The sequence below is a fragment of the Caballeronia zhejiangensis genome, assembly GCF_022879815.1.
GTDB classification, from domain to species: domain Bacteria; phylum Pseudomonadota; class Gammaproteobacteria; order Burkholderiales; family Burkholderiaceae; genus Caballeronia; species Caballeronia zhejiangensis.
Window position 1 is genome coordinate 2734267 of record NZ_CP084283.1, and the last position, 20695, is coordinate 2754961.

At 64.4% G+C, this 20695-nt stretch carries 26 protein-coding genes and 1 pseudogene; 11 read left to right on the top strand and 16 right to left on the bottom strand.

The window, feature by feature from the left end:
- Positions 1-239: 239 nt before the first annotated feature.
- The 3 genes from LDZ23_RS13115 to argC all read left to right on the top strand — a co-directional run bounded on the left by LDZ23_RS13115 (position 240) and on the right by argC (position 2571).
- On the top strand, positions 240-830 hold the full coding sequence (locus tag LDZ23_RS13115; protein WP_008352697.1) for a YbhB/YbcL family Raf kinase inhibitor-like protein: 591 nt from the start codon (positions 240-242) through the stop codon (positions 828-830).
- Between the two features lie 126 nt (positions 831-956).
- Positions 957-1571, top strand: a complete 615-nt coding sequence (locus tag LDZ23_RS13120; protein ID WP_008352694.1) for a flavodoxin family protein — start codon at positions 957-959, stop codon at positions 1569-1571.
- Between the two features lie 46 nt (positions 1572-1617).
- Positions 1618-2571, top strand: a complete 954-nt coding sequence (argC, locus tag LDZ23_RS13125; protein ID WP_008352692.1) for an N-acetyl-gamma-glutamyl-phosphate reductase — start codon at positions 1618-1620, stop codon at positions 2569-2571.
- A gap of 235 nt (positions 2572-2806) precedes the next feature.
- On the opposite strand, the gene LDZ23_RS13130 is transcribed toward argC, so the two are convergent.
- From LDZ23_RS13130 to LDZ23_RS13145, 4 genes and pseudogenes are all read right to left on the bottom strand, one after another.
- The gene (locus LDZ23_RS13130; protein ID WP_008352689.1) at positions 2807-3172 is read right to left on the bottom strand and encodes a response regulator; all 366 of its coding nucleotides are present in this window, start codon (positions 3170-3172) and stop codon (positions 2807-2809) included.
- A 7-nt stretch (positions 3173-3179) separates the two neighbouring features.
- Positions 3180-3562 (bottom strand): annotated as a pseudogene (locus LDZ23_RS13135) (hypothetical protein).
- 210 nt (positions 3563-3772) lie between these two features.
- A complete protein-coding gene (locus LDZ23_RS13140; protein WP_008352688.1) occupies positions 3773-4402 on the bottom strand; it encodes a LysE family translocator in 630 nt (209 codons plus the stop codon).
- 67 nt (positions 4403-4469) lie between these two features.
- Entirely contained in the window at positions 4470-5465 is a 996-nt protein-coding gene (locus LDZ23_RS13145; RefSeq protein ID WP_268811672.1) for an NAD(P)-dependent oxidoreductase, read from the bottom strand.
- Between LDZ23_RS13145 and LDZ23_RS13150 the strand changes: the two genes are divergently transcribed.
- Together LDZ23_RS13150 and LDZ23_RS13155 are read left to right on the top strand one after the other, a co-directional pair.
- A complete protein-coding gene (locus tag LDZ23_RS13150; protein ID WP_033536938.1) occupies positions 5464-6219 on the top strand; it encodes a Mut7-C RNAse domain-containing protein in 756 nt (251 codons plus the stop codon). The genes LDZ23_RS13145 and LDZ23_RS13150 overlap by 2 nt on opposite strands.
- Before the next feature lie 9 nt (positions 6220-6228).
- Positions 6229-6537: a hypothetical protein gene (locus tag LDZ23_RS13155; protein ID WP_008352684.1), complete on the top strand. Its 309-nt coding sequence runs from the start codon at positions 6229-6231 to the stop codon at positions 6535-6537.
- Positions 6538-6585: 48 nt separating this feature from the next.
- Here LDZ23_RS13155 and LDZ23_RS13160 read toward each other — a convergent pair whose 3' ends face one another.
- From LDZ23_RS13160 to LDZ23_RS13185, 6 genes are all read right to left on the bottom strand, one after another.
- Positions 6586-6729 carry a type II toxin-antitoxin system YoeB family toxin gene (locus tag LDZ23_RS13160; RefSeq protein ID WP_200889185.1) on the bottom strand — a complete coding sequence of 48 codons (144 nt, stop codon included), beginning with the start codon at positions 6727-6729 and terminating at the stop codon, positions 6586-6588.
- A 23-nt stretch (positions 6730-6752) separates the two neighbouring features.
- Positions 6753-7052 (bottom strand): hypothetical protein, encoded by a 300-nt coding sequence (locus tag LDZ23_RS13165; protein ID WP_144403793.1) that lies wholly within the window; start codon positions 7050-7052, stop codon positions 6753-6755.
- A 205-nt stretch (positions 7053-7257) separates the two neighbouring features.
- Positions 7258-8547: an MFS transporter gene (locus LDZ23_RS13170; protein ID WP_033536939.1), complete on the bottom strand. Its 1290-nt coding sequence runs from the start codon at positions 8545-8547 to the stop codon at positions 7258-7260.
- A 170-nt stretch (positions 8548-8717) separates the two neighbouring features.
- Positions 8718-9035: a high-potential iron-sulfur protein gene (locus LDZ23_RS13175; RefSeq protein WP_008352676.1), complete on the bottom strand. Its 318-nt coding sequence runs from the start codon at positions 9033-9035 to the stop codon at positions 8718-8720.
- 132 nt (positions 9036-9167) lie between these two features.
- Positions 9168-10268: an NAD(P)/FAD-dependent oxidoreductase gene (locus tag LDZ23_RS13180; protein ID WP_008352675.1), complete on the bottom strand. Its 1101-nt coding sequence runs from the start codon at positions 10266-10268 to the stop codon at positions 9168-9170.
- 185 nt (positions 10269-10453) lie between these two features.
- Complete coding sequence (locus LDZ23_RS13185; RefSeq protein ID WP_008352674.1) at positions 10454-11431, bottom strand: AAA family ATPase; 978 nt, start codon at positions 11429-11431, stop codon at positions 10454-10456.
- A 328-nt stretch (positions 11432-11759) separates the two neighbouring features.
- Between LDZ23_RS13185 and LDZ23_RS13190 the strand changes: the two genes are divergently transcribed.
- Together LDZ23_RS13190 and LDZ23_RS13195 are read left to right on the top strand one after the other, a co-directional pair.
- Positions 11760-12281: a hypothetical protein gene (locus LDZ23_RS13190; protein ID WP_008352673.1), complete on the top strand. Its 522-nt coding sequence runs from the start codon at positions 11760-11762 to the stop codon at positions 12279-12281.
- A gap of 50 nt (positions 12282-12331) precedes the next feature.
- Positions 12332-13138: an endonuclease/exonuclease/phosphatase family protein gene (locus LDZ23_RS13195; RefSeq protein ID WP_008352672.1), complete on the top strand. Its 807-nt coding sequence runs from the start codon at positions 12332-12334 to the stop codon at positions 13136-13138.
- A gap of 6 nt (positions 13139-13144) precedes the next feature.
- Here the strand turns inward: LDZ23_RS13195 and LDZ23_RS13200 are convergent, their stop codons facing one another.
- Positions 13145-13540, bottom strand: a complete 396-nt coding sequence (locus tag LDZ23_RS13200) for a response regulator (RefSeq protein ID WP_008352671.1) — start codon at positions 13538-13540, stop codon at positions 13145-13147.
- A gap of 189 nt (positions 13541-13729) precedes the next feature.
- Here LDZ23_RS13200 and LDZ23_RS13205 point away from each other — a divergent pair, with 189 nt between their 5' ends.
- A complete protein-coding gene (locus LDZ23_RS13205; RefSeq protein WP_008352670.1) occupies positions 13730-14326 on the top strand; it encodes an alpha-ketoglutarate-dependent dioxygenase AlkB family protein in 597 nt (198 codons plus the stop codon).
- 6 nt (positions 14327-14332) lie between these two features.
- On the opposite strand, the gene LDZ23_RS13210 is transcribed toward LDZ23_RS13205, so the two are convergent.
- Positions 14333-14722, bottom strand: a complete 390-nt coding sequence (locus LDZ23_RS13210) for a RidA family protein (protein WP_008352667.1) — start codon at positions 14720-14722, stop codon at positions 14333-14335.
- A gap of 129 nt (positions 14723-14851) precedes the next feature.
- On the opposite strand from LDZ23_RS13210, the gene LDZ23_RS13215 reads away from it, so the two are divergent.
- Entirely contained in the window at positions 14852-15346 is a 495-nt protein-coding gene (locus LDZ23_RS13215; RefSeq protein ID WP_008352666.1) for an MgtC/SapB family protein, read from the top strand.
- Here the strand turns inward: LDZ23_RS13215 and LDZ23_RS13220 are convergent.
- The 3 genes from LDZ23_RS13220 to arsC form a co-directional block, all read right to left on the bottom strand.
- On the bottom strand, positions 15343-16515 hold the full coding sequence (locus LDZ23_RS13220) for a GGDEF domain-containing protein (RefSeq protein WP_008352664.1): 1173 nt from the start codon (positions 16513-16515) through the stop codon (positions 15343-15345). The genes LDZ23_RS13215 and LDZ23_RS13220 overlap by 4 nt on opposite strands.
- Positions 16516-16762: 247 nt before the next feature.
- The gene (locus LDZ23_RS13225; RefSeq protein WP_008352663.1) at positions 16763-17053 is read right to left on the bottom strand and encodes a hypothetical protein; all 291 of its coding nucleotides are present in this window, start codon (positions 17051-17053) and stop codon (positions 16763-16765) included.
- A gap of 125 nt (positions 17054-17178) precedes the next feature.
- Complete coding sequence (gene arsC, locus LDZ23_RS13230) at positions 17179-17601, bottom strand: arsenate reductase (glutaredoxin) (protein WP_008352660.1); 423 nt, start codon at positions 17599-17601, stop codon at positions 17179-17181.
- A 408-nt stretch (positions 17602-18009) separates the two neighbouring features.
- Here arsC and LDZ23_RS13235 point away from each other — a divergent pair, with 408 nt between their 5' ends.
- Together LDZ23_RS13235 and LDZ23_RS13240 are read left to right on the top strand one after the other, a co-directional pair.
- The gene (locus LDZ23_RS13235) at positions 18010-18312 is read left to right on the top strand and encodes a hypothetical protein (protein WP_144403794.1); all 303 of its coding nucleotides are present in this window, start codon (positions 18010-18012) and stop codon (positions 18310-18312) included.
- A gap of 201 nt (positions 18313-18513) precedes the next feature.
- A complete protein-coding gene (locus tag LDZ23_RS13240) occupies positions 18514-19329 on the top strand; it encodes a DUF72 domain-containing protein (protein ID WP_033536945.1) in 816 nt (271 codons plus the stop codon).
- Between the two features lie 7 nt (positions 19330-19336).
- Here LDZ23_RS13240 and gudD read toward each other — a convergent pair whose 3' ends face one another.
- Positions 19337-20668, bottom strand: coding sequence for a glucarate dehydratase (gudD, locus tag LDZ23_RS13245; protein WP_008352656.1), 1332 nt, complete (start codon positions 20666-20668; stop codon positions 19337-19339).
- Between the last annotated feature and the right edge of the window lie 27 nt (positions 20669-20695).

Genomic DNA, 20695 nt, shown 5'->3' on the forward strand with positions numbered 1-20695 from the left:
ACTCATTTCTACATTCAATAGAGTCGGAAGTCGTCGCCGTCAAGGCGCTGCTTTCACTACGTCCAAACCTGCGAGCGCACAATGCGCCATCGGTTAAGTCCCAAGGAATCCAAGCTTTAATGCTTTGTTGCAATGTTAAACTGCAAGCTGGTTCGAAGCGCATCACTGAGACAAAAAACATCGTTGCGGCCAGCGAAACGCTGCTATAACGCGCGGCGATACTGACAGGAGTTCAGCCCATGCGCCTCACCGGCCGACGCGTGAGTTCGAGTGGCCATGTCGTATCAGTACTGTTCATCGCCTTGGCGGCGGCGGTTTTTCCCATTTCGCGCGACGCTGCGGCCGATCCGGTCTTCACCGTGACCAGTACGGATCTCGCGCCGGGCAAGACTATCGGGCGCGATCTGCTTTTCGATCAATCCGAGTGCAAGGGCGGCAACCGATCGCCGCAAATTTCCTGGCATGGCGCGCCTTCGAACGCGCGCAGCTTCGCCGTGACCATCTTCGACCCCGACGCGCCGGGGCGCGGATGGTGGCACTGGGCCGTCGCCGGCATTCCCGCCGGCACGGATCGGCTGCCGAACAACGCGAGCGCTTCGGGCGCGCTGCGCAAGCTGGGCGCCATCGAAGCGCGCAACGACTGGGACACGGACGGCTACGGCGGCCCCTGCCCGCCGCCCGGCAAGCCGCATCGCTACATCGTGACCGTGTACGCGCTCAACAGCGCCGATCTACGCTTGCGCCAGGGCACGCCCGCACTCATGTTCGAACACGAAATCCGCACAATGGCCATCGCCAGCGCGCGACTCACCTTCACATACGGGCGATAGTCGGACGTCGAGAACCGTGCGGTCGCGCCGGTCGGTCAAAAATTGTCTTTGCTAGACTGGCCCGAACCGTCCGCACGGCGCGCCTTCGGCGTGTGCCGCCGCGCACGGACCGACCTCGGGGACACCATGCCGAACATCGTCATCGTTTATCACAGCGGCTACGGCCACACGAAGAAGGTCGCGGACGCCGTGCTCGGCGGCGCAACGGACGCCGGCGCGAACGTGAAGCTGATCGCCGTCGGCGAGCTCGACGACGCTGGCTGGGCCGAACTCGACGCCGCCGACGCCATCGTTTTCGGCGCGCCGACCTACATGGGCGGGCCGTCCGCCGATTTCAAGAAATTCGCCGATGCAAGCTCGAAACCGTGGTTCGCGCAGAAATGGAAGGACAAGATCGCGGCCGGCTTCACGAATTCGGCGCACATGAACGGCGACAAATTCCTGACGATCTCGTATTTCGTAACGCTCGCCATGCAGCACGGCATGGTCTGGGTCGGCACGGGCATGATGCCGTCGAACACGAAGGCGGCCACGCGCAACGACCTGAATTTCGTCGGCGGATTCACCGGACTGCTCACGCAATCGCCCGCGGATGCCTCGCCGGAGGAAGCGCCTCCGATCGGCGATCTGGAGACGGCGAAGGTTTTCGGCGCGCGCGTCGCGGCTGTGACGGCGCGCTGGATCGGCGATCGCGCCGCCGTCGACAACGACGGACATCAACCCGCCTCGAATTCGCACTAAAATGTCCGTTTTGCGGCGAGCGCCCGCACGAACCAGCGAGATCGAGATGACCACGAAAGTATTTGTCGACGGACAGGAAGGCACCACCGGCCTGAAGATTTTCGAATATCTGTCGCAGCGCCGTGACATCGAAGTGTTGCGCATCGAGGATGCGAAGCGCAAGGACGTGGAGGAGCGCCGCCGCCTCATCAACGCATCGGACGTGACGTTCCTGTGCCTGCCGGATGTCGCGTCGCGCGAGTCGGTTTCGCTCGTCGCGCCGGACAACACGCGCACCGTGATGATCGACGCCAGCACGGCGTTCCGCACGCAGGACGACTGGGCGTACGGTCTGCCGGAGTTGTCGCGCGCGCAGCGTGAGCGCCTGCGCACGGCGAAGCGCATCGCGGTGCCGGGTTGCCACGCGTCGGCGTTCGTGCTGTCTGTGCAGCCGCTCGTCGCGGGCGGCCTCGTGCCCGCCGATTTCCACGCTCACGCCTATTCGATCACCGGCTACAGCGGCGGCGGCAAGAAGATGATCGCGGAGTACGAAGCAGGCGGCGACGACAAGCTGATGAGCCCGCGCCCGTATGCGCTCGGCCTGACGCACAAGCATCTGCCGGAAATGTCGGTGCGCACGGGTCTGAAACGCGCGCCGGTCTTCACGCCGATCGTCGGACCGTTCCTGAAAGGTCTCGCCGTGACGACGTATTTCTCGCCGGACCAGCTCGCGCGCCCGGCGAAGCCGCAGGACGTGCGCGACATGCTCGCCGAGTATTACAACAACGAGCCCTTCGTGCGCGTCATGCCGTTCGACGCTGAGAGTAACCTCGACGCCGGCTTCTTCGACGTTCAGGCGTGCAACGAAACGAATCGCGTCGATATTTTCGTGTTCGGCAACGACGAGCGCTTCGTGACCGTGGCGCGCCTCGACAATCTGGGCAAGGGCGCGTCGGGCGCGGCGATCCAGTGTATGAATCTCGCGATCGGCGCCGACGAAGAGACGGGGCTCGCCCGCTGATCGAGCTTCAGCCGAATCAAAAAAGGCCGATTCGCTACGGGGCGAATCGGCCTTTTTCGTATCAGTCGGTGCGGCGCAGCATCGGAAGGTACCGACGAAAAAAAGCCCGCCAGGGTCGACGGGCTGAATCCATATCAGTGGAGACATGGAGGAGACAGGAGTAAATATACCAAGAATATTGGTGCATCGCAACATGGCCGTTGCGGCGCGCTGACGCCCGACACGCCGACGAAACTCAGGGCTGCATCATCGAAAGGATGAACTGGAGCTGATCCGCGGAAATCGGCTTGACGAGATGCATGTCGAAACCTGCGTCGAGCGTCATTTCTCGATGCTGGGGCTGCCCCCAGCCGGTGAGCGCGACGAGCATCAACGCGTGGCCGTTCGGCAGCTTGCGCAACTGGCGCGCCGCCGCAAGTCCGTCGACGAGCGGCATGCCGAGATCGAGGATCACGACTTCGGGGTCGAACTGCGCGGCGACTTCCACAGCCTGCGCGCCGTTCGCCGCGAGCGCGACCTCGTGGCCCATGCCGGTCAGCAAGTTCGCGAGACCGGCGAGCGCATCGTCGTCGTCGTCGGCTATTAGGATGCGCTTGCTCATGATGGCCTCAGCGGGAACCGTAAATTTCGAGTGTCAGCTTGTTCGACCCGGCCTGCGCCGCCGTAATCTCGGTGCGCGCACCGCGTGCGCCCAGATAGAAGTGCTGGCGCGCGGGCGAATTCTGATCGTGCTCGCGTCGGGCACGCACGAGGCGATGTCCGCCGCGACGCCCTGCAGCGAATCCGCGCTCGATCCGCCGCGCGGCGTCCATGTGCATCGATAGTTGGTTTGCGAAGCGGCGCACTTCGCGTCGTCGCCGTAGGGAAGCGCGATCGCGCGGCCGTCGAAAGCGGAAAGCGACGAGAAATTCGGCGCGGCGGACAGCACGCGTTTGAGCGCATCGCACGGATTCGGCGTGTCGTCGGCGCGCGCGCACGTCGTCGAAAGCATGCCGAAGCAGAGCGGCAAGAGCGCGGCGAAAACGGCGCGTCGGCCTGTCTCATCCATGAGCGCCTCCTTTTAGCTGTTCTTTTCGTTTCGCCGCGAACCGGACGAGCGCGACTATGCGCTGCCGATTCGCGTATGTCTGTTCGAAAGCGAATGAAGCACTCAAAACGGCAGCAAGTCACGCACCCGTTTTTGCAGACGTTTGGAAGCGCGTTAGTGACGCACGAGCGCCATCATCGCGCCGAAGCCGACGAACACGCCGCCCGTTAGCCGGTTGAACGCCTGCGCGACGCTCGCGCTTTTCAGTTTGTCGCCGATGCGCGCGCCGAGCCCCGCGTACACGGCGTACCAGCTCACCTCGATGACGGCGAATGTCGACACGAGCACCGCGAATTGCGGCAAGACCGGCCGGCTTGCATCGATGAACTGCGGCAGCAGCGCCGCCGCAAAGAGAATCGCCTTCGGATTGCTGCTCGCGACGAGAAAGCCGTTGCGAAAAAGCGTGAAGGGTCTGAAAGCATGCGCGCCGCCGGTTTCGTCGCGCACGTCGATCGCGCCCGCCTTGGCGCGCCAGCTTTTCACGCCGAGCCAGACGAGATACGCGGCGCCGATCAGACGCAGCGTGTCGAAGAGGCGCGGCCACGCTTCGAGAAACACGCCCAACCCCGCCGCCGACACCGACAACATGATGACGAGCGCCGTCAGACAGCCGGCCATGGTGGCGGTCGAGCGCTCGAGACCATGCCGTGCGCCGTGCGTCATGACGAGCAGCATGTTGGGGCCGGGAATCGCGGATACGACGAAGACGGTGGCGACGAACAGCCACCAGAGATGCAGGCTCATTGCGGCGTGGCGAGGAAGAAACGGGATTCGAATTATGCCGTTTGACCGCCTTCGCCACGACATCGATTTACGATTCGCGCCCCGCGCGGCGCGCGGCCACCTGACCGAGCACGGCGAAATCCTTCTCGCCGTCGCCGTGGGCGAGCGCATCGACGAGATTGTCGCGCACGACGCTCGCCACCGGCAGCGGCACGTTGACGGCGTCGCCCGCGGCGATCGCGAGACGCACGTCCTTTAGTCCGAGACGCGCCTTGAAGAGCGCGGGCTCGTAGCGCCGCTCGGCGATCATCTTCCCGTATCCCTGATAGACCGGTCCTGGAAACAGCGAATTCGTGATGACGTCGAGCAGCATCTGCGATTCGATGCCGTGGCCGCTCACGAGCGCCGCCGCCTCGCCGAAGCTCTCGATCGCCGACGCCAGCATGAAATTCGCGGCGAGCTTGAGCACGTTCGCGTGCTGCGGCTCGCTGCCGACGCGCCACGTTTTTTGGCCGAGCGCATCGAGGACGGGCTGCACACGGTCGATCGCTTCGCTCGCGCCCGCCGCGAGAATGTTGAGCTTGCCCGCCGCCGCGACGTCCGGCCGGCCGAGCACCGGCGCGGCGACATACGCGACGCCGTGCTGCGCGTGCAATTCGGCGAGCTCGGTGGCGAGCGCCGCCGAGATAGTCGCCATGTTGACGTGCACCAGGCCTTTCGGCGCGTGCTTGAGCAGGCCGCCATCGACGAGCACGGAGCGCAGCGCGGTATCGTCGGCGAGCATGGAGAACGCGGCGTCGCCGGCGAAAGCCTGCTCGGGCGTATCGACGACCGACGCGCCCTGATCCGCGAGCGCGCGCGTTTTGTCGCGCGAGCGATTCCAGACGCGCACGCTGTGCCCCGCCTTGAGCGCGCGCTCCGCCATCGCGCCGCCCATTTCCCCCAATCCGATGAATCCGATATCCATGCTCGTGTGCTCCTTTGCCTTGTCCGCTTGCCGCGCGCGCAATGCCGCGCGGACCGAGCGCCAGTAAAGCACATCGCCGGAAAGCGCGCAGAAGCGCGCAATGCCATACTGCTGCATGGTCAAGGCGCGCTTTCACTTCCATCGCGAACTGAACGATTTCCTCGCTCGATCCCTGCGCGGGCACACGTTCGCGTGCGCGTGCGCGAAGTCTTCGTCGACCAAGCACATGATCGAGGCGCTCGGCGTGCCGCATACCGAAGTCGATCTGATCGTGAAGGCCGGCCGCGCGGTTGGATTCGACGCCCCGATCGAGCCGGACGATCTCATCGAGGTTTATCCCGCGCGTCACGCGCCCGCCGGAATGGAGAACGGCGCGCTGCTGCTGCGCCCGCCGCTCGACGCCGCGGACCTGCGTTTCATCGCCGATGCGCATCTCGGCGGACTCGCGCAATTGCTGCGACTGGCGGGCTTCGACACGCGCTACGACAACAACTTCCCCGACGATGAAATCGAGCAGCTCGCGCAGGACGAAGCGCGCATCGTGCTCACGCGCGATCGCGAATTGCTCAAGCGCCGCACCGTCTTGCGAGGATGCTACGTGCGGACCCTGCAAGCCGACGACCAGTTCCGCGAAGTCTCGGAGCGCTTCGATCTCGCGCCGCACGTCCGCGCGTTCCGTCTCTGCCTGATGTGCAACGCGCCATTGCGTCCGGCCGCGCCCGGCGAGATCGACGGCCGCGTGCCCGAGGGCGTACGTGAGCGGCATGCGCGCTTCGTGACCTGCGATGTGTGCCATCGCGTGTTCTGGGAAGGCTCGCACTGGCGGCGCATGCGGGCGCGCATCGATGCGCTGGCGGAGGCGGGTCGCTAGTTCCGTACAATGTCGGACTTGCAATCAATCGTCGCATCGGAGCATCGCGTGAACAAATTCGAACTGGAACAGAACAAGGCATTCAAACTCGCCAACGACCTCAAGCAGGGCGGCCGGGCACGCGTGGGCGCAGCGGATGCGCAGAAGGTCGATCGGCGCGAACAGCGCAAGCTGGATCAGGCGAAGGGGCTCGTGCCGTTCGCGTGCAAGCTCGATGAAAAGCTCGTCAAGCAGTTGAAGGAACGCGCCGAAGCGCATGAAGGCGGGATGACGGAAGTGCTGGCCGAGTTGCTGGTGAAGGCGGGGCTGGAGCGGTAAGCGCTGGTTGTCGCCGTGGTGGCCGCGGCAGCGAACGATGCGCGGCGACTACGCTTTGTCGTGCCTGAGCGGTTCCGGCTTGCCCGTTCCCTTGAACGGGCTGCGGCAGCACTCATCGATCAGGCTCGTCAGCTTCTCGAAGGTCTTCGCATCCGAACTGCGCCACTGGTGATAATCACACCAGCTCGGCATCAAGAACTTCACGCCGCGCCCCATCATCCGGCCTGCTTCGTTCGTTTCGCGAACATGTTGCGAAACATATTGAGAAACGACGATTTCGGCGCCCGCGTCCTACGTATGCGCCGCGCTCGCAGAGGCTTCCCACCTTGCGACGCTTCCTCCTCCTCGAGATCTGCCGGCGTAAGAAAACTGACACCCTGCGCCTCCATCAACTCGAACGTCTCGTCGACTGTCCGCCGGCAAAGCTCGTTTTCGACCTCTTGAAGCCGCGCAATGTAGAGCGCCAGCCTGTCCTTCGGAACCACGACGAGCTTCTCCGAATCCAGCAACGGCATCTCGCCCCATTCGCTCGACGACCGCCCCGCTGCCCGTCCCGCTTCATACTTACGCTCGATTAATTCAACGGTCCTAACCATTTTCCGCCCTCGCATTTGCACGACGATGGGCAGATTATGACCGCCAACGTTCGCCCCATGCCACCTGTCCGAACGGGTTAGGAAGAATCGCCTGCGCGCGCCCGGCCGTGTAGTCGGCTTCCGCCTAACGCGTGAGGTCGCGCGCTTCGTCGACATCCGCATGGCGCGTCGCCGGGATGCACGCCACTGCGATCAGCGAGAGCACGAGCCCGCCCATCACATAGAACGTGGGTGCGAGTTGCGATTCGGTCATGCGGATGAGCCACGTCACGATGAACTGTCCGAAGCCGCCGAAGATCATCACCGCGATGTTGTACGCGAGGGAAAGCCCCGTCGAGCGCACGTGCGCCGGAAACAGCTCCGCGATCAGCGCGCCGAACGGCCCGTAGTATCCCGACAGCGCGATCGACAGCAGCGCCTGCACGACAACGAGCCGCATCACGCTCGGTTCCGCCGCGAGCCACGCGAAAAGCGGATAGATGATGACGAGCGTGATCGCGAGCGACCACAGCGACAGCCCTTTGCGCCCGATGCGATCCGACCACGCGCCCGTGACCGGCGACAGCACCGTCAGCAGAAGATTGCCGACGATCAACGCCGTGAACGACTGACCGAACGGCAGCTTCAATTGCTTGACGGCGAACGTCGGCAGATAGGCAATCAGCACGTACACGCTCACCGTCAACGCGATCACCGAGCCGAGCCCGCACAGCACCTCGCGGCCATGCGTGCTGAACACTTCGCCGAGCGTCGCCCGGCGCGCGGTTTTCTTCGCGTGCAGGAACGCTTCGGTGTCGGCCATGTTGCGGCGAATGTACAGCCCGACCGGCCCGATCACGAGACCGAAGATGAACGGCACGCGCCATCCCCATGAATCGAGCGCTTCGGGCGACAGTCCGCGCGAAATCGCCGAGCCGACGATCGCGCCGAGCAGGAGCGACGCCGCCTGGCTCGCCATCTGGAAACTGCCGTAGAAGCCGCGCTTCGAAAACGGCGCCGCTTCGATCAGCAGCGCGGTCGAACTGCCGAACTCGCCGCCAGCGGAAAATCCCTGCAGCAGCCGCGCGAACACGATGACGAGCGGCGCGCCGATGCCGATCGCCGAATACGGCGGCGCTATCGCGAGCAGGAGAATGCCGAGCGTCATCAGTCCGATGACGAGCGTCAGCGCCGCCTTGCGCCCCGCGCGATCCGCATACAGGCCGAGAACGATGCCGCCCACGGGACGCATCACGAACGCGACGCCGAAGGTCGCGGTGGTCAGAAGAATCGACGAATAATCGCTGCTGCTCGGAAAGAACAAGCGGGCGATGACGACCGTCATGAAGCCGAACACGGTGAAGTCGTACCACTCCAGCGCGTTGCCGATGACCGCCGCCATCACGGCGCGCGCGTTCAATGCTCTTCCTGGCATGCGATCCCCCAAGGTCAGTGGGTGTCCGCGCTTTAAAGATGCGAACGCGCGGCTCTTTTTTCCTTGGCGAGTGTAAAGACGGTTTTTCTCCCGATCAAGCTAATTGCGAACGAAGAAAAGCGCGCCGTGCCTTTCGGCCGGGCGCGCTTCGGCTCGGGAGCGAGCCGCGCTTATGCCTTTTTCACATAGGCGCTGCACCAGCCCTTCGCCGCGACCTGCTTGTTGCTGAACATCGGGCACGGCGCGTAGGCGTCCGTCGGCTTGCCCTGATAGAACTGACAGTTGCCGCAGTCCTGCCCGGCGGCGTACTTCGCGAACTTGGCCTTGTCGACCTTGCTCGCGTCTTCCTTGTAGCCGAGTGCCTGCGCGGTGGGATCGCTTTCAGCGACTTTCGGGGCGTCGGCGGCGAAGGCCGCTTTCGAGCCGAGCGCGAACGTCGATGCGACGCCCACGCTGGTAATGAGAAACGTGCGACGTGATGTCTTCATGGTGACTCACTCCATGTTGTATTGGGGGATAGCGCCGTTCTTGGCGACGGCGATACCCGAGCATAGCAACCTGAAAGCGAGTCGACGACGCCAAATGTTAGAGATAAGGCACGGCGGAAAGTCGCATGACAGTCAGCGCGCCATGTCGGCGACGCGTTCGGCGATCGCGAGCGATGCCGTCAATCCCGGCGATTCGATGCCGAAGAGGTTCACGAGTCCCGGCACGCCGTGCGCCGATTTGCCCTGGATCACGAAATCCGCCGCCGCCTGGCCCGGACCGGACAGCTTCGGACGGATGCCCGCGTACGCGGGTTGAAGCGCGTCGTCGGGCAGACCCGGCCAATACGCGCGGATCGCGGCGTAGAAGGAATCGGCGCGACGCGGATCGACGTCGTAATTGAGCGCCTGCACCCATTCGACGTCCGGACCGAACTTCGCCTGCCCGCCGAGATCGATCGTCAGATGCACGCCGAGGCCGGCTTCGTTCGGCATCGGATAAATGAGCCGCTCGAACGGCGCGCGTCCGCTCACGCTGAAGTAGTTGCCCTTCGCGAAGTAGAGCGGCGGCACGTGACGATCGTCCAGTCCGCGAATGCGCCGCGCGATCTCGTTCGCATGCAAGCCCGCACTGTTGATGAGAAACGACGCCCGAAAGCGCGCCGGCGACTCGCCACCCGTCTCGACGATGAAGCAGCCTTCGCGCGCATCGACCGACGTGACCGGCGTATGGAACACGATATTCGCGCCGTGATTCTCCGCCTCGCCCTGCAGCGCGAGCATGTACTGATGACTGTCGACGATGCCCGTCAGCGGCGACCACACCGCCTCGACGCATTGAAGTTGCGGCTCCATCTCGGCCGCCTGCGCGCCGCTGATGCGCACGAGTCCCTTCACGCGATTCTCGATGCCCTTCTGTTCCAGCGCCGCGAGTTGCGGCACCTGATTGCGCGCCGTCGCGACGAGCAGCTTGCCGCATTGCCGGTGCGGCACGCCGTGCTCCTGACAGAACGCGTAGAGCATGTCGCGCCCGCGCACGCACAGTTCGGCCTTCAGCGATCCGCGCGGATAGTAGATGCCTGCGTGAACGACTTCGCTGTTGCGCGAGCTCGTGCCGATGCCGATGCCCTCGCCCGCCTCCAGCACGATGACTTCGCGGCCGCGCTTGGCCAGCGCGCGGGCGATCGCCAGTCCGACGACGCCCGCCCCGATTACTACGCACTCGATCCGATCCATGTCTTCTTCCGCGGCAGATTTGTCCCAACTATTTTACGTTCGGGACTATTGCGCGTTACACAACAAATGCACGCCGATTAGATCGTTTTCCGGTGCAATTCAGAAAAAGGCAAGAATCTGGCCGCCAGATGTCAAAAACGACAGGTTTTGGCGGCCTTTTCGGCAATTTCGCGAACGGCGCGCTTTCAGAAGCCGATCGCTTTTTTGCGCAGGTTGCGGTCGATCTGAATGTCGCGCGCTTCGACGTGATGCCGTCCGTCGATACGTGCGTTGCCGAACGCGTTCAGCATCGCGCGCCGCATGCCGCGCGGCGACGCCTGCGTGAGCGCGTCGAGCGGCGCGTCGCCGAGTGTTTCCGGAAAACGCGCGCCCCACGAATGAGCATTGCGGATTTCGGCGTAAATCGACTGCGCGATGCGCCGCGCGCCGTCGCGATCGGGCGGCGGAATTTCGTAGACGTTCATGCGATTCATCAGGGGCTCGGGAATCGCGCGCGCGTCGTTGGCCGTCGCGATCCACACGACGTTGCCCGCGTTGATCGGCACTTCGGCGAATTCGTCGACGAAAGTCTGCGCCGTGTCATGCTCCAGCAGCGCATAGAGCGCGCCGAGCGGATCGTATTGCGCGTCGCCGGTGGCCTTGTCGATTTCGTCGACGGTCATGACGGGATTCGCGTAGCTGCCGTTCACGAGCGCATCGAACACCTTGCCGGGCTTCGCATTGCGCCATTGCGACGACGCCCCCGACAGGATCCAGCCCGCCGTCAGCGAGCTCATCGCGACATAGTGATTCGACGTGCCGAGCAGCCGCGCGAGTTGCTTCGCGAAGTGCGTCTTGCCGATGCCCGGCTCGCCGAGCAGCAGCATCGGCATGAGTTCGAGGCGATCGTCGGTTTCGAGGCACAGCGCGATCTGCTTGCGGATATCGGCGAGCGGCTCCTCGAAATTCGGCAGGTCGGCGGCGAGATCGTCCACCGACGGCATGCGGTTCGGCTTCACGCAGAAACGCAGATTACCCACTTTGAGCATTTTTTCGTAAGTGGCGCGCAAGGCGTCGTTCGCGCCTTCGGAGAGATCGTTGAGCGCGGACTCCACATCGTCGAGACTGTAGACCTTGCTGAACGATGCCACTGCGAGTTCCTGTTTGACCACGGCCGTCGTCATGTCACACCCCGTCAATTTTTATGGTCGACGAGTCCAGTGTATCGACGCCAAAACCGCACGCAAGCGAGCAGTCGAACGCGTGTGCTGCTAATCGCGATGCGCAAAGCGTGCGAGTATCATCGTCGGACGACGCGGCGAGCGGGTTCGAAATCTGCTTCGCGTCAGGCCAGGTTGAGATTCGTTTCGTTCGTCCACAATTATGTGTTGCGCGGTCTGGCTGAACCGTACCTGCGCCGCCGTGTCACAACGAATTCGCCGGAGAACGCCGATCCAGCGACGCGCCAGCCGCGCCGCCATCCGAACAGTCCGCGCGCAGGAGTCGCTTTCAATGCATAAAACGATACGCACCGTCTTTCTGAATGCCGCGCTCATGACGGGCGCCGGTCTTGCCGCGCTTAACGCGCAGGCGCAGACCGCGCCATCGCAACCGGTGACCTGGGAGTTGCAGGTCGTGCGCGACGGACAACAGATCGACTCGTTTTCCGGCACGACGAACGTCGGACAGGCGCGCACCGACACGCATCACAACAAGGTGCAGAATCGCGTCGGCTGCGCGGATCAGCCTGCCGGCGACATCGATCTGCAACGCACCATCACCATTTCGCCGACGCGCGCGAACGCCGACGACATCACGCTCGCCATCGACGCGCAGGAAACCTTGCAGGACGACAGCTCGCGCGCATCGCCCTCGGGCTGCAAGCTGCCGCCGGTGCCGCGTCAGGTGAGCGGATCGCATCCGGGCTTGGCGCTCAAGCCAGGCGAATGGGCGCAGTGGCAGCTCATCGACAGCAATCCGTCGCTCGCCTACCGGGTACGCGCGAGCCTGGGGTCGCCGGCGGCGGCGCAATGACAACCGCGGTGACATAGACTCAAGAGGCCGCCGCTCGAGACAAAGAACGCATGCGAAACCCAGAACATCTTCCGCCAGGCCCGTCCGCTCATTCGGCCACGCCGGATTTCACGGCGGTCAGCTGGAATCTGCACAAGGGCCGCTCGCCCCTCGGCCTGCGCGCGTGGACCGCGATGCAACGGTGGGTTCAGACCACCAACGCCGACGTCTATTTTCTTCAGGAAGCGATGGCGCGGCGCATGCCGCAGCCCGTGCTCGCAAGCGGCTTCGGCAAGCCGTTCGACGCGCCGCTCGACGATGTCTGGCATTGCCAGGCGACCGAGATCGCCACCGCGCTCGAATTGCAGATCGCGCTCGGACCGAACGTGTTCAAGCCGTCGTGGCGGCATGGCAATGCGATTCTCTCGCCGCATCCGCTCGATCTTTCCGGGCGCTGGGACATCTCCGCGCATCGTTTCGAAAAGCGCGGCTTGCTGGTCGCGCGCGCGACCTTCGCCGGTCAGGCCATCACATTGCTGTGCGCGCATCTCGCGTTGACGCGGCAGGCGCGGCTGCGTCAGATGAACTGGATCGCGCACTGGATCGCGAAGGAAGCGCCGGAAGGTCCGCTCATGCTGGCGGGCGATTTCAACGACTGGCGCAACGACTCCGTGCCGCTTTTCGGCGAACTTGGCATGAGCGAAGTCGCGACGATGCTCGGCGAATCGGGCCGCACGTTTCCGGCTTTCTCACCGGCGCTCGCGCTCGACAAGATGTTCGTGCGCGGCCTGAAGCCGGTCGAATGGCTCGTGCCGACGCAGGACACCGCGTGGCTGTCCGATCACCTTCCGTACATGGCGCGGCTGCGCGTGGAGTGAGCGCGCTCAGGGCTTCGTGAGCAGCGCTTCCAGATCGGCGATGGTGACGGGCTTCGTCAGATGATGATCGAAGCCCGCGTCGAGCGCGCTGCGACGATCGGCATCGCTGCCCCAGCCGGTCAATGCAAGCAGCAGCGCGCTTCGGGTCGCGTCGCGCTTTCTCATTTCGCGCGCGACGTCGAAGCCGCTCATGCCCGGCAATCCGATATCGAGCACGACAACATCCGGTTTGAAATCGTCGAGCGATGCGAGTGCGCGCGGGCCGTCATGCTCGGTGCGGACTTCATGGCCGAGCGCTTCGAGCAGCATCGACATGGCAAGCGCCGCATCGACGCTGTCGTCGACGAGCAGGATGCGGCGGCCCGGCACCGTGCCGCCGCTTGCTTGGGCGGTGGTGTTCATGCAGTTCCCCGTTGCCGTCGTCGCGCGAAAAGGCCAAAGCGGATGTTCCGACCCTCGCACGACGTTATTGAGATGATTGGGGCAATGTAGCACAGCGGGTTCGCGGGCAAGAAAACGACTCCGCGATCACGCCGCCCGGCGGCTCTGCTATCGTGAACGTTCCTTCCGCCGCCGTCTCGCACCACAGTCATGTTCGATCTCTTCGACGACATTCCCAAGCCCGACATCGCGTGGCATCCGGACTGGATCGACGCCGACGCGGCTTGCGATCTGATGGGCGCCCTGATCGCGGAAGTCGCCTGGCAGCAGGACACGATGACCACGCCGGGCGGCCGCGTGCCGCTGCCGCGCCTGACCGCGTGGCAAGGCGAACCGGACGCGGTCTATGTCTATTCCGGCATCCGCAATGTGCCGCAGCCGTGGACGCCCGCCGTCGCGCAACTTCGCGAGCGCGCCGAGGCCGCCTGCGATGCGCGCTTCAACAGCGTGCTGCTCAACCGCTATCGCAGCGGCCTCGACAGCATGGGATGGCATGCCGACAAGGAACGCGAACTCGGGCCCGAGCCGGTGATCGCATCGGTGAGTCTCGGCGCGACGCGCACCTTCGAGTTTCGTCACGCGCGCACGCACGCGACGCACACGCTCGCGCTCACACACGGCAGCCTGCTCGTGATGCGCGGGCGCACGCAGCGCGAATGGGTGCATCGCGTGCCGAAAGAGCCGGGGGCGCGCGGCGAGCGCATCAATCTCACTTTCCGCTGGGTCGATGCGTCGAAACGGAAGTAATCGCGCTCAAGGACGTTTCGCGACGAAATCGATCTCCACGAGCGCATCGCGCGCAAGCCCCGTCACGCCGATGCACGTTCGCGCCGGCAGCGGCTTCGGCAGAAAGTACGAGCGATACACCGCGTTCATCGCGTCGTAGTCGCGCTTGAACTCGGTCAGAAAGATACGCACGCTGACCACATTGTCGAGCGTCAGCCCGACGCCGTTCAGCACGAGAATCAGGTTGTCCATCACGCGGCGCGTCTGCGCGGCGACGCCTTCGGGCAACGGCGCGCCGTCGTCGTTCGGATCGGTCGGCATCTGACCGGTGAGAAACACCCAGCCGTCGGCTTCGGCTGCGTGCGAGAAAGGGCCGACGGGCGTCGGCGCGGCATCGACCATCGTGAATTTCGGCATCTGAGTCACTTCGTCTCCCCGTTTTGCGTTCGATATAAAGCAGAACCGGCACGTTAGCGCGCCAAAATTGCGCGCGCGCCGGCGCCGCATGCGAAGATGGCCCGGCTTACGATTACCTTTTCACACGCGATGCTTCCCTATCCCATTCTCGCCGACGCCGTGTTGCGCATGCTGGCCGCGATGCTGATCGGCTGCATCATCGGCATCGATCGCGATCTGCACGGCAAGCCGACCGGCATGAAGACGCTCGGGCTCGTGTCGCTCGGCGCGTGCATCGCGACGATGTGCGCGCAAGGCTTCTCGATGACGCTCTCCCACGACGCCGACGTGTCGCGCGCAGTGCAGGGCATCGTGACGGGCGTCGGCTTTCTCGGCGCGGGCGTGATCCTGCAGAATCCGCGCGAGAATCGCGTCCGCGGGCTCACGACGGCGGCGTCGATCTGGGTGACGGCGGCGGTGGGCATCGTCTGCGGACTGGGCGTCTGGAGCCTCGCGTTCATCGCGATGATCCTGATGATCGCGCTGCTCACGATCGGGCGCGTCGTCGAGAAGCGTCTGTTGCGTCGCTGGATGAGCAAGCCGGAAGACGAACGCCAGAAATACGCGGACGTCGAAGAGGCTTAGGCGAACGCGTCGGCGGCGGGCGCTTTCACGCGATTGCGGCCCGCGACCTTCGCGGCATAGAGCAGGCCGTCGGCGCGCGCCATCAGCGATGCGAGCGGCTCGCGCCCGTCCCACATCGCAATGCCCGCGCTGAAGGTGTAATGCAGCAGGCCGCCGGGCACGACGCACGGCGTCGCCTCGACGGTCTTGCGCAGCCGCTCGACGAGCGCGGTGACATCGTCGATGCGCGCCGCCGTGCAGAAAAGACAAAACTCCTCGCCGCCGATACGCCCGAACGCATCGTCTTCGCGAATGCGCGCACGCACGATCGACGCGAAATGGCGCAAGACTTCGTCGCCCGCCGCGTGACCGTAGCGGTCGTTCACGCTCTTGAAGTGATCGATGTCGATGACCGCGACGAACTCGCGCTCGCCTTCCTGCCGCGCCCGCGCGAGACGCTCGCCCGCGCCGGCCAGCAATGCCTTGCGCGAAAGCGCGCCGGTGAGATCGTCGAAGCGCGCAAGCCGTTCGAGCCGCTGCGCGAGACGGTCGTGCGCCATCATCACGAGGCCGATACACAGCGACGGCAGCACGAGAATGCCGAGCGCGAGAAACGTGATCTGCATCACGCCGGGCTGCAGCAGCGATGTCTGCGCGGGCGGCTCCACGACGTAGATCGCGCCGCGCACCGTATGGCCGAGCGCGCCGAGCGCCGACGCGCCGGCGACGAACAAGTAGTTATAGCGCGGCCGTTCCCTCGGACGCTCGATCAACACGCGTCCGGCGATCGCGAAATCGCACGCGGCATGAAACGCCGACACGATCACCACGCGCGCATTCACATCCGGCGTCACATACGTGAAGTAGACGATGCCCGCCATCACGCCGAGCCACATGATCCAGCCGGCCCAGCGCTGCGCGGGACGCATGCGAACGTCGAAGAAATCGTTGCAGCCTTCGTAGATGAGCAGGACCGTCGCGGCGAGCAACTGATTCGCGACGACGATGCCGAGCCACGCCGGCGCCACGTTCTGCACGGCGAAAAGCAAGAGCGAAACGATTGCGATGACGTTCGCCCCAAGCCAGCGCGGCACGCCCGCAATCGCGTGCGAGAGCAGCGAAATCAGCACCAGTATCGAGAGGATGCTCGACAGCGCCGTGACGACGAGAATGCTGACGGGACTGAACATCGCTGAAAGTGGACGGGTTATCGCTCGTGCTTTGAGCAAACGACGCCGCACGCGCGGTGCGACGAAAAGATTCGCTAAAAGGGATTCGCGGCGAAAGAGCACGAGTATCCGACAACACCGACGTGTTTACGGCTCGAATCGGCGTGCCTTGAACAGGTCGACCTGCGTCATGGCGTCGCATGACGCATGTAAAAACGCGGCGCAGCCTTTCGGCGCGCCGCGTTCGAACGCGGATTCCCGCGCGCTTTTACCATTCATGACGCTCGCGCCAGCGTTGCTCGCGGCGCATCTCGTGATGCCAGCGGCGCTCGCGCCATTCGTGACGACGCCATTCGCGCTCGCGCCAGCGTTCGTCGCGATCGCCGTATCCATATCCGTAATAGCCGACCGGCACCGCGGGCTGCGCGTACACGGGCTGCGTGTAGACCGGCACGCCGACGCCCACCGCCACATCGACGTGCGCGTTCGCCGATGCCGATATCGCAAGTGCCGCGAGCCCCGCCAGCCCGATCGCCGTACCAAGAAGTTTCTTCTTCATGCCGCTTTCTCCTTGCACCGAGTGCCGTGTGAGTCAGTGCAGTCTAGAAAGCGATGACGGATACAGGTGCAACGGGTTTGCCAGAAAGGTAACGTCAGGTAACGGTCAGCGAAAACGAAGGTGTCCTAGCGCACACGCTTGCCGGAACCGTCGATGACGACTTCGCCGTCTTCCTTCGTGAACGGCCCCTTCTGCGCTTCGGGCAGGATATCGAGCACGAGCTCCGATGGCCGGCACAGCCGCGCGCCCTTCGGCGTATCGACGAACGGACGGTTGATGAGAATCGGATGCGCGAGCATCGCGTCGATGAGTTGTTCGTCGCTGAGGCTCGGATCGTCGAGGCCGAGTTCGGCGTATGGCGTGCCCTTCTCGCGCAGCGCTTCGCGCACCGACAGTCCCGCGCGCGCGATCAGCGCAACGAGCGTCTCGCGGCTCGGAGGATGCGTCAGATACTCGATCACCGCCGGCTCGATGCCCGCGTTGCGGATCAGTGCGAGCGTGTTGCGCGAAGTCCCGCACTTCGGGTTGTGATAGATGGTGACAGTCATGGCGGCGATGTCCCTGCGTTCGTGGATTAGCCATCGCATTCTAGGCGATGGCGCGATCGACAGCTTCGCGTCACGCACGCGACCGCGAGCGCCATGCGCGTTCAATTGTCCTGTTCAATCGCGGAGCGACGGCCTATAACGAAGAGTGCAGCGCGGCATGCGTCTTCTGCGGACCCGCGGGTCCCATTCGCCGGCAAGCGCACCGGCGCTCCGTCTGCATCACATTCGAACAAGTCCGGGAAACCCGCCGCGGCAGCCTCGCCGGGAACCGGCGCCAATATCCGCTCGCCAGCGCCATGCATGGCACATGCAGCACTCGTGGCACGTTCCGTGCGGATCAACGATTCGAATCAGCGAACAGCGTTGCGCGGCGTACACGCGAACGCGCCTTTCGATCAAGGAGTCGACATGAAATCACGTATCGCCATGGCGGCGCTCGCCGCCTCGTTACTCGCCACTGCCGGTCTCGCATCGGCTCAGCAGTCCTATTACCGCACCGCGCAGGTTCCGGGACAGGCCACCGCCGACACCTGGACCGATCCCGGCGCGCCCGCGCAAAGCGCCATGCAGGGCCAGTCGACCGACACGTCCTACGGCGGCTCGCCGATGACACGCGGCGCGGCCGGCGCAACCACGATGGGCACGATGGACAGTCCGGCCTCCAAGCCCTGCACGCGCGGGCCGCAATGCAATATCTTCTTCGGCCAGTGAATTCTTTAGACTGCGCCAGCATAGGTGCATGACCCGGCGCGTCCGTTCGGTGAGAACGGACGCGCTTCCCTTATCCACGGAATGGCCAGCATGCACTGCGACGAATCTCCCGCACCTCTCTTCGACGAAGGCTTCAACCAAGTCGTGACCGAGACGCGCGAGCCGGACGGTTCGCTCGATGCCGGCGGAAGTAAGCGCGCGATGGCCACCTCGAAAAGCAAGACCGCGCGCATTCGCGTCGGCGTCGGCGGATGGACGTTCGAGCCGTGGCGCGGCACGTTCTATCCGGACGATCTGCCGCAAAAGCGCGAACTCGAATACGCGAGCCGCGCGCTGACGTCCATCGAAGTGAACGGCACGTTCTACGGCGCGCAAAAGCCCGCGACGTTCATCAAGTGGCGCGACGAAACGCCCGACGACTTCGTGTTCTCGCTGAAGGCGCCGCGCTACGCGACGAATCGCCGGGTGCTCGCCGAAGCGGGCGATACCATCGAGCGATTCTTCGGCAGCGGCGTACTCGAACTGAAGGACAAGCTCGGCCCGATCAACTGGCAATTCGCGCCGACCAAGAAGTTCGATCCGGAGGACTTCGAACGCTTTCTCGAACTGCTGCCCGCGAAAGTGGAAGGCCGCGCGATTCGTCACGCGGTCGAAGTTCGGCACGAGAGCTTTTGCGATGCAGCCTTCGTTGCGCTCGCGCGGAAGCATCGCGTCGCGGTGGTCATCGCGGGGGATTCGAAGTATCCGCAAATCGCGGATATCACCGCGCCGTTCGTCTATGCGCGCATCATGGGCACGACCGACAAGCAGGCGAAGGGCTATGCGAAAGCGGCGCTCGATCGCTGGGCCGAGCGCGCGAAGACGTGGTCGTCGGGCGGCTCGCCGGACGACTTGCAGACCTTCGGCAAGGCTGCGCCGAAAGCCGCATCGCGCGATGTGTTTCTCTACGTCATCAGCGGATTCAAGGAGCGCAATCCCGCGGCGGCGATCGCGCTCATCGAACGTCTGAAAGGCTAAAGAACCTTTAGCGGACGAGGCACGGCTTCTTGTTGTCGAACTTCCAGTTCGGAATCAGATATTGCATCGCGACGCCGTCGTCGCGCGCGCCGAGTCCATGCTGCTTGTACAGTTCGTGCGCCCTCTCGACTTCGTCCATATCCAGTTCGACGCCCAGGCCCGGCGCTTCCGGCACCTTCACTTTCCCGCCGACGATCTGGAGCGGATCGCGCGTCAAACGCTGGCCGTCCTGCCAGATCCAGTGCGTGTCGATAGCGGTGATCTTGCCCGGCGCGGCAGCGGCGACGTGCGTGAACATCGCGAGCGACACGTCGAAGTGATTATTCGAATGCGAGCCCCACGTCAGGCCCCAGTCGTTGCACATCTGCGCGACGCGCACCGAGCCTTGCATCGTCCAGAAATGCGGATCGGCGAGCGGAATGTCGACCGATTGCAACTGGATCGCATGACCCATCTGACGCCAGTCCGTCGCGATCATGTTCGTCGCCGTCGGCAGGCCGGTCGCGCGGCGGAATTCCGCCATCACTTCGCGGCCGGAGTAGCCGTTTTCCGCGCCGCACGGATCTTCCGCGTAGGCGAGCACGTCGTGCTTGTCGCGGCACAGGCGGATCGCTTCGGCCAAGGACCACGCGCCGTTCGGATCGAGCGTCACGCGCGCATCCGGAAAACGCTCGGCGAGCGCCGTGACGGCTTCGATTTCCGCATCGCCCGCGAGCACGCCGCCCTTCAGCTTGAAGTCGTTGAAGCCATAGCGCGCTTGTGCCGCTTCGGCCAGACGCACGACCGCCTCAGGCGTCAGCGCGACTTCGGTACGCACGCGGTCCCAATCGTCCTTGCCGTCCGCGCCGGACGCATACGGCAGATCCGTCTTGTGGCGATCGCCGATATAGAACAGATAGCCGAGCATTTCCACTTCATCGCGCTGCTGGCCTTCGCCGAGCAAGGCCGCGACGGGCACGCCGAGATGCTTGCCGAGCAGGTCGAGCAGCGCGGCTTCGAGCGCGGTGACGGCGTGGATCGTCGTGCGCAGATCGAAGGTTTGCAGGCCGCGGCCGCCCGCGTCGCGATCGGCGAACTTCGTGCGGACCTGATTCAGCACCGCATGCAGATTGCCGACCGATTGTCCGACGACGAGCGAGCGCGCATCGTCGATCGTCTGGCGGATGTTCTCGCCGCCCGGCACTTCGCCGACGCCCGTGTTGCCCGCGCTGTCCGTCAGGATCACGAGATTGCGCGTGAAGAACGGACCGTGCGCGCCGGACAGGTTCATGAGCATGCTGTCGCGGCCCGCGACCGGCACGACGCGCAATTCGGTGACTTTCGGAGTGTTCGTGGACATGAGCGTGATCCTTCCCAGAGAGGTTGA